General features: G+C 71.1%; 11 protein-coding genes. 7 read left to right on the top strand and 4 right to left on the bottom strand.

From position 1 onward, the window contains the following. Positions 1-90: 90 nt before the first annotated feature. Positions 91-480: a DUF5684 domain-containing protein gene (locus BV453_RS12250; RefSeq protein ID WP_126894018.1), complete on the top strand. Its 390-nt coding sequence runs from the start codon at positions 91-93 to the stop codon at positions 478-480. Between the two features lies 1 nt (position 481). Then, positions 482-1,123, top strand: coding sequence for a histidine phosphatase family protein (locus BV453_RS12245; protein WP_025104448.1), 642 nt, complete (start codon positions 482-484; stop codon positions 1,121-1,123). Positions 1,124-1,189: 66 nt separating this feature from the next. Here BV453_RS12245 and BV453_RS12240 read toward each other — a convergent pair whose 3' ends face one another. Then, entirely contained in the window at positions 1,190-2,083 is an 894-nt protein-coding gene (locus BV453_RS12240; RefSeq protein WP_025104447.1) for an NAD(P)/FAD-dependent oxidoreductase, read from the bottom strand. A 55-nt stretch (positions 2,084-2,138) separates the two neighbouring features. Between BV453_RS12240 and BV453_RS12235 the strand changes: the two genes are divergently transcribed. Genes BV453_RS12235 through ccsB form a run of 5 tightly spaced genes read left to right on the top strand, consistent with a single transcriptional unit; the run spans position 2,139 to position 6,821 of the window. Beyond that, positions 2,139-2,543, top strand: coding sequence for a MerR family transcriptional regulator (locus tag BV453_RS12235; protein WP_025104446.1), 405 nt, complete (start codon positions 2,139-2,141; stop codon positions 2,541-2,543). A gap of 55 nt (positions 2,544-2,598) precedes the next feature. Then, entirely contained in the window at positions 2,599-3,249 is a 651-nt protein-coding gene (locus tag BV453_RS12230; protein WP_126894021.1) for a TlpA disulfide reductase family protein, read from the top strand. A gap of 16 nt (positions 3,250-3,265) precedes the next feature. Beyond that, positions 3,266-4,033, top strand: coding sequence for a cytochrome c biogenesis protein CcdA (locus BV453_RS12225; RefSeq protein WP_249521719.1), 768 nt, complete (start codon positions 3,266-3,268; stop codon positions 4,031-4,033). A 16-nt stretch (positions 4,034-4,049) separates the two neighbouring features. Beyond that, on the top strand, positions 4,050-5,831 hold the full coding sequence (locus tag BV453_RS12220; RefSeq protein WP_249521718.1) for a cytochrome c biogenesis protein ResB: 1,782 nt from the start codon (positions 4,050-4,052) through the stop codon (positions 5,829-5,831). A 9-nt stretch (positions 5,832-5,840) separates the two neighbouring features. Further along, the gene (gene ccsB, locus BV453_RS12215; protein ID WP_249521717.1) at positions 5,841-6,821 is read left to right on the top strand and encodes a c-type cytochrome biogenesis protein CcsB; all 981 of its coding nucleotides are present in this window, start codon (positions 5,841-5,843) and stop codon (positions 6,819-6,821) included. Positions 6,822-6,928: 107 nt separating this feature from the next. Here ccsB and BV453_RS12210 read toward each other — a convergent pair whose 3' ends face one another. The 3 genes from BV453_RS12210 to BV453_RS12200 form a co-directional block, all read right to left on the bottom strand. Further along, positions 6,929-7,519, bottom strand: coding sequence for a 2'-5' RNA ligase family protein (locus BV453_RS12210; protein ID WP_249521716.1), 591 nt, complete (start codon positions 7,517-7,519; stop codon positions 6,929-6,931). Positions 7,520-7,643: 124 nt separating this feature from the next. Next, positions 7,644-9,611 (bottom strand): YhgE/Pip domain-containing protein, encoded by a 1,968-nt coding sequence (locus BV453_RS12205; RefSeq protein ID WP_249521715.1) that lies wholly within the window; start codon positions 9,609-9,611, stop codon positions 7,644-7,646. After that, a complete protein-coding gene (locus BV453_RS12200; RefSeq protein WP_249521714.1) occupies positions 9,608-12,394 on the bottom strand; it encodes an efflux RND transporter permease subunit in 2,787 nt (928 codons plus the stop codon). Before BV453_RS12200 ends, BV453_RS12205 begins: the two co-directional genes overlap by 4 nt. Between the last annotated feature and the right edge of the window lie 58 nt (positions 12,395-12,452).

The raw sequence follows: 12,452 nt of genomic DNA, 5'->3' as shown, positions 1-12,452 counted from the left end.
CTACGCGGGCGTCCCGGCCCTTCCCGGCCGGGTCGCCAGCGCGGAGCAGCGGCACCTCAGTAGGATCGCCACGACGAAAGGCGGACCCCCATGAACCTCTCCATCTCGGACGGCAACGGCCTTCCCGACCTGTTCGGCGCGATCTTCTCCGGCACGACGGGACTCATCGCCCTCATCTTCTACATCCTCGTCGTCGTCGGGCTGTGGAAGGTCTTCACGAAGGCGGGGTACCCCGGCATCCTCGCGATCATCCCGATCGTGAACGTCGTGTTCCTCGTGAAGATCGCCGGGATGTCGGGCTGGTTCGCCCTGCTCTACCTCGTGCCGATCGCGAACTTCATCCTCGGGGTCATCGTCGCGTTCAAGCTCGGCGCACGCTTCGGCAAGGGCGGGGTGTTCTCCTTCTTCCTGCTGTTCCTGTTCCCCTACATCGGCTATCTGATCCTCGGGTTCGGCGACTCCCGCTACCGCGAGGTCTGACGTGGCGGCATCACTTCTGCACCTCGTTCGTCACGGTGAGGTGCACAACCCGTCCCGCGTGCTCTACGGACGGCTGCCCGACTACCACCTCAGCACCGCGGGGGAGGAGATGGCTCAGGCGGCGGCGGAGCACGTGGCGGGGCTCGGCGATCCGGTGACCGCCCTGTTCGCGTCACCGCTCGAGCGTGCGCAGGAATCGGCCGCCCCGTTCGCGGAGGTGTTCGACCTCGAGCCCGAGACGGACATCCGTCTGATCGAGCCGACGAACGTGTTCGAGGGCACCCGGATGCGGCGGTCGCTCATGAACCCGATGAACTGGTGGCACCTGCGTCAGCCGTCGCTGCCGAGCTGGGGGGAGCCGTACGCCTCGATCGCGGAGCGCATGCTCGGGGTGATGGACGAGGCATGGACGGCCGCGGCCGAGATCCCGACCGCGGGGGACATCGTGATGGTGTCGCATCAGGCGCCGATCTGGATCACGCACCTCCGGGTCGCCGGCCTGCCGCTGCAGCACGACCCGCGGACCCGCCGCTGCGCCCTGTCGAGTGTGACCTCGTTCGCGCGCGTGGGCGACGTCTGGCGCGAGGTCTCGTACGCCGAGCCCGCCGCGACCGGCGGTGCTGTCGACGTCGGGGCCGTCTGATCCCCGTTCGAATCGCCTGAATGGCCCCATCCGGCCCGGAAATGGGACCAATCGGGCGATTCGAAGTCAGAGGGACTGGAGCACCCCCACCGCGGCGAGCTGTCCCGCGGCGGCGGCGAGCAGGACCGAGGCCATCGGGCCGGGGAGGGTCGCGCGATGGGCGAGGTCGCCCGCCGCGAAGACCCCCGGAAGCGACGTCCTCCCGAACTCGTCGATCTCGATCGACCCCGACTCCAGGAGCCGCAGTCCGAGTTCCGCGGCGAAGGGCGCCCGGTGCCGCATCGTGCCGGAGGCCACGAACACCCCCGCGACGTCGAGGTCGCCCTCTGCGCTGCGCACCCGCACCCCGTCTCCGTGTGCGGCGACAGCCTCGACCGGAGCGGAGGCCACCCGCCCCCCGAGCTCCTCCAGCGCGGTACGGTCCTCCGCCGCGAACGGCTCGCCCACCGGGACCACCGTGATCTCGCCGACGATACGGCCGAGCAACCCGATCAGATGGGCCGCCCGGGGAGCCGCCCCGAGGATCGCGATCGGCTTCCCGGCGTGCTCGTGTCCATCGCAGAACGGGCAGCTGAAGACCCGGACGCCCCACAGTTCGGCGAGACCCGGCACCGGCGGGAGGTCGTCCGCGACGCCGGTCGCCAGGATCACCCGTCGGGCGTCGGCCACCGACCCGTCGGCGAGGCTCACCGAGAAGCCCGTCTCCGCGTCGCCCGAGATCCGTTGTGCCGCGACGTCCCGCGTCTCGACGTCCGTATAGGCCGCGAGCTCCGTGCGGGCCTGGGCGCGGAGGTCCGCCGGGGCCTTCCCGTCGGCGCCGATCATGTTGTGCATGTGTCGCACGGTGCCGTTGCGGTACTCGCCCGAGTCCAGCAGGAGCACGGGTCGGTGCATCCGTCCGAGGGTCAGCGCCGCCTGGAGTCCGGCGGGGCCAGCACCGATCACGATCGCGTCGTACATGGGGGTTCCCTTCTCGCGTCTTGCGTTCGGCACCAGTCTGTGACTTCATGTCAACATGAAGTCAAGCGACGCGCACCCGTGGTCCGTCGGCGAGGTCGCCGCGCGGTTCGAGATGCCGACGAACGTGCTGCGGCACTGGGAGACCGTCGGACTGCTCCGGCCGCCCCGCGACCCGGCGGGCCGGCGTCGGTACGGCGAGGACGAGGTCGTGCGCATCGCCGTCATCCAGCGCAGCAAGGCCGCCGGGATGAGCCTCGACCAGATCGCCGTGCTCCTCGACGACGGCAGCGCCGGGCGGCATCAGGTGCTGCAGCAACATCTCGATGACCTCGACCGGCGGATGGAGGAGATGCGGCGATCGCGGGAGATGACCGAGCACGCCATGGGGTGCCGGGCGCACGACATCGCGACCTGTCCGCGGTTCCGCGCCGGGGTGGACGACGTGCTCGCGCGCTTCTGACTCCCCCCGGGGGTACCCGGCCGATGCATAGGAAGCTCTGCGTAAACTCGGAGACGTGTCCCGCGCTTCCAGGATTCACCCGATCCGCAACGGCCGCCCCTCCCGTCTTCGGCCCCTCGGCCGCCTGGGCGGAGCCGCGCTCGCTGCGGTGCTCGCCGTCGGTCTGAGCGCCTGCGCTCCCGACGCCGTGAGCGAATCGTTCCTGAACGGCGAGAACACCGGCTACGTCGCCGCCGACGGCGCGATCGTCGAGATCCCCGTCGCCGAGCGCGGGGAGCCGGTCGAGTTCGCCGGGGTCACGGAGCATGGCGAGGACTTCGACAGCGCTGACATCGCCGGGAAGGTCGCGGTCGTCAACTTCTGGTACGCCGGCTGCGCCCCGTGCCGCGTCGAGGCGTCCGACCTGGAGGCGGTCTGGCAGGAGCACAGCGACGCGGACGTGCAGTTCATCGGCATCAACACGCGCGACCAGGCGGACACGGCTGTCGCGTTCGCCGACGAGTTCGGGATCACGTACCCGAGCCTCATCGACGTCGACACCGCCCAGGCCAAGCTCGCCTTCGCCAAGGTCGTGCCGATCTCGGCTACCCCCACCACGCTCGTGCTCGACAAGCAGGGCCGCGTCGCCGCGAAGATCATCGGGCCGATCGACGGCACCTCCGTGCTCTCCACGCTCGTCAAGGACGCGCTGGCGGAGGACTCCTGATGTCCGCGAGGTCGTCGTGAACCCCGACGCGATCATCGGATCCGGAGCCCTCTGGATCGCGGTCCCGGTGGCGATGCTCGCCGGACTCGTCTCGTTCCTCTCGCCGTGCGTGCTCCCACTCGTTCCGGGCTACCTCGGCTTCCTCGGGGGAGCCGTCACGCCGCGGAACACCTCGACGACCGGCGGCGGCGCCACCCAGACCGCGACGCGCAGCCGCCTGGTCCTCGGCGTGCTGCTGTTCATCCTCGGCTTCACCGTGGTCTTCATCCTCTACACGGTGCTCGGCGGCACCGCCGGCGTGTTCCTGCTCCAGTGGGGCGACCTCATCACCCGCATCCTCGGCGTCGTCATCATCGCGATGGGCCTGGTCTTCCTCGGGCTCTTCGGGTTCGCGCAGAAGGAGCTCCGCTTCCACGTCGACTCGAAGGCCGGGATGGTCGGGGCCCCGCTCCTCGGCGTCGCGCTCGGCATCGGCTGGGCGCCCTGCATGGGCCCCACGCTGGCCGCCATCCTCGCGCTCTCCTTCAACGCGGGCGACCCCGTGCGCGCGGGCTTCCTCGGCCTCGCGTACTCCCTGGGCCTCGGCATCCCGTTCCTGCTCGTGGCGCTCGGCTTCGGCTGGGCGACCAAGGCCATCGGGTTCCTGCGCCGCCATATCCGGGTCGTGAACATCCTCGGCGGCGTGCTGCTGATCCTCCTCGGTGTCCTGATGGTCACCGGCCTGTGGACCGACATCATGTCCCGATTGACGGCGGTGATCGGCAGTGTCATCCTCCCGCTCTGACCGCTCCGAGACGACCATGACGAAGAACAAGGGTGCCGTGACCACCGACTCCAGCGATCCGCTCCGCCCGTCCGACCACGTCGACGGCGACGACACGATCACCCAGCCGCGGCTCGGGTTCGTCGGCTGGCTCCGATGGGGGTGGCGTCAGCTCACCTCGATGCGCACGGCGCTCGTCCTGCTGCTCGTGCTGGCGATCGCGGCCATCCCCGGATCGATCTTCCCGCAGCGAATGGCCGACCCGAACGGCGTGACGCAGTGGGAGCGCGACAACCCCGACCTGTTCCCGGTGCTCGACGCGCTCAAGCTCTTCGACGTGTACCTGTCGCCCTGGTTCTCGGCGATCTACCTGCTGCTGTTCACCTCGCTCGTCGGCTGCGTCATCCCGCGCATCAAGCACCACGCCAAGGCGCTGCAGGCCCGCCCGCCGCGCACGCCCGCGCGGCTGCGACGCCTGGAGGACTACCGCGCCGTCACCCGCGACACCGTCGCCGACTCCGGCACGCGCACGGGCGACGCCGCCGCGGAGGCCGCCGCCTCGATCGACGTCGCCACGAAGCAGCTCAAGGCGCTCGGCTACCGCGTGGAGCGCTACGACCGCGGGCACACGTACTCGGTGTCGGCCGAGCGCGGCTACTGGCGGGAGACGGGCAACCTGCTCTTCCACCTCGCCCTCGTCGGCGTGCTCGTGACGATCGGCGTCGGCGGCGGCTTCGCGTACACGGGCCAGCGCGTGCTCGTCGAGGGGGAGACCTTCGCCAACACGCTGCTCGACTACGACTCCATGAACCGCGGGCGCTTCGTGGCCGACGACTCCTTCGCGCCGTACTCGATGCGGCTGAACTCCTTCGACGTCACGTATCAGCCGTTCGGCGAGCCCGGCTCCGGCCAGGCCGGGAACTTCTCCGCGAACATGACCATCCAGGAGAACGGCGAGGAGCGCGAGGGCGCCGTCAAGGTCAACGAGCCGCTGGGCGTGGCCGACGACGACGTGTTCCTGCTCGGCAACGGGTACGCCCCGACGGTCACCGTGCGCGACCCCGAGGGCAACGTGGTGTTCCACAACAGCACGCCGTTCCTCCCGCAGGACAACAACATGACCTCGCTCGGCGTGCTCAAGGTGCCGGACGGCCTGGCCGAGCAGGTGGGCCTCGTCGGTTTCTTCTACCCGACCACCGGCGTGCTCGACACGGGCGCCTTCTTCTCCGCCTACCCCGACCTCACCAACCCGACGCTCACGCTCGACGTGTACACGGGCGACCTCGGGATCAACGACGGCGTGCCGCGCTCGGTCTACGTGCTCGACACCTCCGACATGACCAAGCTCACCGGACGCAGCACCGACGTCGAGTCGATCGAGCTGTCACCGGGTGAGACCGCGCAGCTGCCGAACGGCCTGGGCTCGGTCACCTTCGACGACGAGTCGCCGGAGGGCGCCACCGACTCCTCGGAGTCCGTCAAGCGCTTCGCCTCCCTGCAGATCCACCGCGACGAGTCCGGGGTGTTCGTGCTCGGGTTCGCACTGCTGGCGCTCGGCGGCCTCATGCTCGCCCTGTTCGTGCCGCGTCGGCGCGTGTGGGTGAAGGCCACCGCGGCGGACGGCGCGGTCGACCTCGAGTACGCGGCCCTGGCCCGAGGGGAAGACCCCACGCTCGCCCGCGCCGTGGACGACCTCCGTGCCGGCCACGCCCGGCTGCTCGACGCCGCGGGCGGCACGACCGCCCGTACCCCTGAAGACGCCGACGAGGATGCCGCGGACGCCGCCGCGGACCCTGCGGCCCCGGCACCCGGAAAGTAGACTGACACCATGCTCGAGCTCACCGTGATCTCGCCCGTCCTGCTGTGGACGGCGATCGCGATCTACGCGGCGGCCTTCGTGGCCTACGCCTTCGATCTCGCGCGCCGCTCGCAGGCGACGGCCGACGCCCACACCGTCCGCGAGGGCGAGCTCGTGGCCGCCGGTCGTTCCGGTGGCGTCTCGGCTTCCGCACCCGTCGATGCGCCCGGAGCTCCGAAGCCGCAGCGCTTCGTCATGGCGCGAATCGGCACCTCGCTCACGGTGCTGGGCTTCGTGTTCCACCTCGCCGCCGCTGTGACGCGTGGCATCGCGGCCGGTCGGGTGCCGTGGGCGAACCTGTACGAGTTCGGCATGGTCGGAACGCTGCTCATCATCGCGGTCTACCTGGCGGTGCTCATCCGCCTCGATCTGCGCTTCCTCGGCACCTTCATCACGGGCCTCGTGGTCGTCCTCCTCGGGCTGGGCGCGACGAACTTCTACGTCGAGGTCTCCCCGCTGATGGACCCGCTGAAGAGCGTCTGGCTCATCATCCACGTGTTCGTCGCCTCGCTCGCGACCGCGTTCTTCGCCCTCGCCTTCGCGCTCTCGGTGATCCAGCTCATGCAGGCGCGACGCGAGCGGCTGCTCGGCGAGGGCGCGGCGAAGACCGGCCCCGGCTTCCTGCGCACCTTCCCGCCGGCGGAGCGCCTGGAGAGCCTGGCGTACCTGTTCACGATCATCGGCTTCATCCTCTGGACCTTCACGCTCATCGCCGGGTCCATCTGGGCGTACTACGCGTGGAGCCGCTTCTGGGGCTTCGACGTGAAGGAGACCTGGACCTTCGTGATCTGGGTGCTCTACGCCGGGTACATCCACGCCAGGGCGACGCGCGGCTGGCGCGGCAACCCCTCGGCCTGGCTCTCCATCGTCGGCTTCACCGCCGTGATCTTCAACTTCACCATCGTCAACGTCTTCTTCAAGGGCCTGCACGCCTACTCCGGCCTGAGCTGAGCCCGCCGAGCACAGCTTCGGAGATCGCGAGGGACACGCCGACGGGCGCGGCTCGGTCACGGCGTGTCGTCCGCAAATCTCCGAAGTCGTGCCCGCCGGAGCAGGGCTCAGCCGCCGAGGGGGATGACCTCGGCGTGCTCGACGCCGCCCTCGTACCAGACGAACTCGACCTCGGTGACGACCTCCGTCGGCGCGGGGAGGAGCGGACGGACCTCGGTGGCGGCGAGCTGCTGCCACGTCTCGGCATCCAGCGTCTTGCCGTAGAGCACCGAGAGGTGGAAGGTCCAGTCCTCGACGGAGAGCTCGTCGAGGCGGCGGAGATCCGTCCGCCGGAGCAGCTCCGTTAGCGAGGCGTACGCGTGCACGAGCGCGGGCGTGCGGGCGAGGCGCAGGATCACGATCTGCCACGGCGCGGGGAAGACGTCCACGGCGTCGGCGGTGAGCTCGAGAGGACCCTGTTCCCCGGCCCAGGCCCGGATCACGGCCCGCAGCTCCTCCCGACGCTCCGGCTCGAAGAAGCCGCGAAGGGTCACGTGCTCCGTGTGCGGATGCCGGAGCGGCGTGTCCAGACGACCGAGCGCGGCCTCCTGGATGGCCCGGTATTCCGCGGCGACGGCCCCGGTCGGCCGGAGCACGAGATACTGCTGTCCTTCGAGGCTCGCGAGCTGGTCCGGAGTGTCCATGAACGGTCGGCGCATGGCACGAGGGTACGGGGTGTCGCCGTCGCGTTCGTGCACTGTTTCGGAGATCGCCACACGACACGCCGCCGGAGCGGGGTGCCCGGCGGCGTGTCGTGCGTGATCTCCGCAGCTGTGCCCGGGGTCAGGCGGTGACGACGGCTCGCGCCGTGGTCGTGCGGCGGACCGCGACGACCACCGTCGTGGCGACGAGCGAGAGCACGCCCCAGACGACGAGGGCGGCGACGGCGGCCCCGCTCGCCTCCACGAGACCCGCGAAGGCCGGTGCGGTCGGGAGGGCGGCCCCGATGCTCGCGAGCCAGTCGGGCACGGTCGAGATGAGTCCCGTCGCCACGGCGATGACACCGATCAGTGCGGCGATCCAGCGTCCGATGCCGCCGAACACCGCCACGAGGGCCTGGTTCACCGCGGCGAACACCACCCCGGCGAGGACGGCGGTTCCCGCGAAGGCCCACCACTCCGCGACGTCGTAGTCGGCCACGATCTGCACGATGAGCGAGACGAGCAGACCCTGGGCCGCGCCGATCGCCGCGGCCGGCCAGAACGCGCGGAGGGTGAGGGAGGCGGAGGAGCGTCGTGAGGTGAGCGTGCGCGCCGTGTGCGCGCGGAGGACGAGGAACGACGCGAGACCGCCGAACCACAGCACCACCGCGGTGAGCAGCGGGATCGCGGTGGGGCCGAAGAGCGAGCCCATCGAGGAGTCGGTCGCCACCGGATCAGCGATCACCGACGCCAGCGACGTCGACTCCTCGTCGCTGAAGGACGGGAGGGAGTCGGCCGCGGTGCGCAGTCCGCCCGCGAGGTCGCCGGTGCCGGTCGCGAGGGTGTCGAGGCCGGTGGCGAGCTCCGTGCTGCCGTCGGCGAGCTGGGTCGCACCGTCGGCGAGCTGCGTCGCGCCGGACGACAGTGCCCGCGCTCCTGCGGCCGACTGGTCCACGCCCTCGGTCGCGAGGCGGTTGAGCCCGACGGCGAGCTCGGTCGCCCCGGCACCCGCCTGGCCGAGCTGGGTGGCCAGCGTGGAGAAGGACCCGGGAAGCGCGGCCACGCCCTCGGCCACCTGCTTGTCGTTGAGGATGCCGGCGGCGGTCCCGGCCGAGGTCGCTGCTGCCACCGCCTTCTTTGCGAGGGCGGAGAGCTGCTCGCACTCCGCCGAGCTCGGATCGGCGGCGCACGCCGTGGCCGCCATCGTCCCGAGACCCTGCGCGACTGCGGCGGACTCGCCCGCAGCGGATCCGGCGGCCGCGGCCGCCGACTGGATCCCGCCCGTGAGCTGCTGCACGTCGGCGACCCGGCCCTGGAGCTCGGTCGCCCCGGAGCTGAGTCCCGCCCCGATGGTGCCGGCGCCGGTCGCCGCCTGCCGCGTCTGCCCCGCGATCGTGTCGAGGCCGGACGCGAGGGTCGAGGCCCCGGTACCCAGCTCCCCGGCACCCGCGGCGAGCTGCGTCGCACCCTCCGGGAGAGCCGCGGCACCGGTCGCCGCGTCACGCGCCCCCTTCGCCAGCTCCAGGGCCCCGTCCGCCGCGTCGCCGATCTGGTCCCCGATGGTGGTGAAGCCGACGAGGATGTTCTCCGTCGTGGCCTCGGACAGCGTGGTGCCGAGCGTCGAGGCCGCCACGTCGGCGATCTGCCCGGTGATGAGGTCGTCCGCCACGAGGCCGTCGTCGGGCGTCGTCACCTGGATCGTCGCCTGCTCCGGGTCCCCGCCGCCGTCCGCGACCGCCTGACCAGCGGACGTCGCCGCGGCCGAGAAGTCCTCGGGGATCGTGATGACGGCCTGGTAGGTGCCGTCGGCGAGCCCGTCGGCGGCGTCCTCCTCGTTGGAGATGACCCAGGTGAGGTTCGAGTCGAGATCGTCCGAGCCCTCGACGAGCCCGGACGCGAGCTGCCGCCCGAGAGGCGCGGTCTGGCCGTCGATCTCGACGGGTTCGTCGAGGTTCACGATCGCCGCGGTCATGGAGTCGAGGCGCTCGGTCGGGTTGTAGAGCGCCGCCATGAGGATGCCGCCGATCGCGGCGGGCAGCAGCAGGACGCCGAGGATCGTGAGCCAGGTGATGGGCTTACGTGAGCGGGCGCGCTCGAGGGGGAGGGTCATGCGGGCACCTCGGTCGTTTCTGCGGCGCTCGGGCGGGGCGCGCGCGTGTCGAGTACGTCGGCGGACGGCCATCCGGCGTCCGCGAGGAGGGAACGGGCCGCGTCGGGATCGACGGCGGTGGCGAAGACGGCGAGCTCTCGGCGCGACCTCGCGTCGCGCAGCATCGCGGCGACCTGGTCGCGCTCGCCGCCGCGGAGCCGGTCCGCGCCGTCGATCACCACGAGCTCGGAACGACCGCGGAGGGCTTCGCGGAGGTCGGCGAGCACCGGGGCGTCGTCTCCCGCGAGCACGCAGCCCACGTGGGAACGGACCCAGGCCGCACGACCGGGGAGCAGGTGTCCGGCGACACGGAGGCGTCCGTCGGCCGGGGCGATGCGGGCGCCGACGGTGAGAGCGAGGGCCCGCAGCGTCCCGGCGTCCGCGCCGCTCGCGACCAGGGCCGCGCCGGGTGCGAGCCGCAGCGACAGTCCCTCCGTCGTCGAGGGGCCGGCGCCGAACTCCAGGTCGTCGGCCGCGACGAGCGACCCGTCGCCCGGCCACGCCTCGAGGTGCCGTTCGCGTTCCACCGCCTCGCCCTCGATGTCCACGCGGGGGAGGATCCGCTCCAGCCAGGACGGGATCTCCCAGGCGCGCTCGCCGAGGATCGCCATGAGCGCCGGGATCAGCGTCATACGCACGAGGAAGGCGTCGAAGGCGATGCCGGCGGCGAGTCCGAGGGCGATGGGCTTGAGGGAGGAGTCGCCCTCGGGCACGAAGGCGACGAACACCGCGAACATGATGAGGCCGGCCGCCGTGACGACCTTCGCCGAACCGGTGAACCCGCTCCGTACGGCGCGCAGAGCTGCGGCCCGTCGGGTGGCGCGGTTCACCGATCCCGCACCCGGCCGGAGGTCAGGATCGTGCACGAAGTCCTCGCGCATCCGCGACACGAGGAACACCTGGTAGTCCATCGCCAGGCCGAAGAGCACGCCCATGAGGATGATCGGCATGAAGCTGATGATCGGGCCGACCTTCGCGACGTGCAGGAGGTCGGCGAACCAGCCCCACTCGAAGACCGCCCCGACGACGCCGAAGGCGGCGACGATCGACAGCAGGTAACCGGCTGCGGCGGTGATCGGCACCCAGAGGGAGCGGAACACGATGGTGAGGAGGATCAGCGAGAGACCGATAACGAAGATCCCGAAGGGCAGCAGAGCCGCCCCGAGCTGATCCGAGATGTCGATGCCGACGGCGGTGAAACCGGTGACCTTGAGGTCGATGCCGAACTCGTCCAGCCACTCGTCGTGGTGGCTGCGGAGCTCGCGCACGAGGTCGGCCGTCGCGGGGTCGTCGGGAGCCGTCTCCGGGATGATCTGGACGATGCCGGTGTCGGCGGTCTCGTTCGGCGTCGCGAGGGCGACCTCCTTCACGCCGGGAACCTCGGCCACCGCGTCTCCGAGGTCTTCCATGAGACCGAGGGGGTCGGTGGAGGTGACGATGGTGCCGGTGAGGATGAGGGGGCCGTTGAAGCCGGGGCCGAACTGCTCGCCGACGAGGTCGTAGTTCTGCCGCGCCTCGGAGTCCTTCGGCAGGACGCCGGCGTTCGGCAGGGCGAGGTCGAGGCTGAGGGCGGGGACGGCGACGATGCCGAGTCCGAGGACGACCGCGAGGGAGACGAGGACGGGGTGCTTCGTCACGCCCTCCACCCACCGACGGCTGCCGCGGGGCTTCGTGACGGCGTCCTTCGCGGCCGCCTTCTTCGGGGCCTTCGCGCGCTTCGGCCGTCCGGCCACGCGGCCCTTGAGGAATCCGAGCAGGGCGGGGGTCAGGGTCACCGCGATCGCCACGGCGACCGCGATGGCCACGGACGCCGCGACGCCCATGGTGGTGAGGAACGGGATGCCCGCGAAGCCCAGGCCGATCAGCGCGATGAGCACGGTGACGCCGGCGAAGACGACCGCCGATCCCGCCGTGCCGACCGCGCGGGCGGCCGACTCCTCAGGTTCAACGCCGTCCCGGACCTGGTCCTGGTGGCGCGCGACGATGAAGAGCGCATAGTCGATCCCGACCGCGAGCCCGAGCATCAGGGCGAGCAGCGGCGTGGTGGAGGAGACGGTCGCGAAGGCGGTCGCCGTGAAGATCCCGGCCATGGAGATGCCGACGCCGAGGATGGCGGTGAGCAGAGGGAGTCCGGCGACGACGAACGAGCGGAACGTGACGATGAGCACGAGGAGCGCGATGAGCAGGCCCACGGCCTCGGTGAGCGTGACGCCGGGGATCGAGATCGCGAAGAGGTCGCCGCCGAGAGAGGCCTGCGCACCGTCGGGGAGCTCTGCCGCGAGCTCGTCGACGGTGGAGCGCAGGGCGTCCTTCGTCTCCTCGGAGACGTCGGTGGACTCGCCGTCGAATTGCAGGCGCACGATTGCCGCCGTGTCGTCGTCGTTGATCATGCCGTTGACCATCTCGTCGTACGGCGAGGTGGCGGCGAGGACCTCGTCGAGGTCGCCGAGCTCCGACACGGCGTCCTCGATCGGCTCGCGGTACGCGTCATCGGTGATCTCGTCGCCGTCCGCGGCCACGACGATGAACTGGGCGTTCGTGCCGCTCACCTGGGGGAAGGAGCGGGAGAGCTGCTCGAGGCCGGCCTGGGACTCGGTCCCGGGGATGGAGAACGTGTTGTCGGTGCCGGCACCGAGGACCACGGCTCCAGCTCCGGCGATGCCGAGGGCGAGGAGCCAGGAGACGAGGACGCGCCATGGGTGGCGGAAGGACCAGCGTCCGAGGGACGAGAGGAGTGTGGACACGCGAATCTCCGTGGGGTGCCGGGTGGATACACAGGTGTATCCGATACATAGATGTATC

The organism is Microbacterium sp. ER1 (assembly GCF_023383675.1).
GTDB lineage: Bacteria > Actinomycetota > Actinomycetes > Actinomycetales > Microbacteriaceae > Microbacterium.
The sequence above is the reverse complement of the archived record's forward strand: the minus strand, read 5'-3'. Positions and strand labels throughout refer to the sequence as shown.

Coding starts and splice junctions, on each gene's coding strand:
- BV453_RS12250 (WP_126894018.1), top strand. CDS start 91: ATGAACCTCTCCATCTCGGACGGCAACGGCCTTCCCGACCTGTTCGGC.
- BV453_RS12240 (WP_025104447.1), bottom strand. CDS start 2,083: ATGTACGACGCGATCGTGATCGGTGCTGGCCCCGCCGGACTCCAGGCG.
- BV453_RS12235 (WP_025104446.1), top strand. CDS start 2,139: ATGAAGTCAAGCGACGCGCACCCGTGGTCCGTCGGCGAGGTCGCCGCG.
- BV453_RS12220 (WP_249521718.1), top strand. CDS start 4,050: ATGACGAAGAACAAGGGTGCCGTGACCACCGACTCCAGCGATCCGCTC.
- ccsB (WP_249521717.1), top strand. CDS start 5,841: ATGCTCGAGCTCACCGTGATCTCGCCCGTCCTGCTGTGGACGGCGATC.
- BV453_RS12210 (WP_249521716.1), bottom strand. CDS start 7,519: ATGCGCCGACCGTTCATGGACACTCCGGACCAGCTCGCGAGCCTCGAA.
- BV453_RS12205 (WP_249521715.1), bottom strand. CDS start 9,611: ATGACCCTCCCCCTCGAGCGCGCCCGCTCACGTAAGCCCATCACCTGG.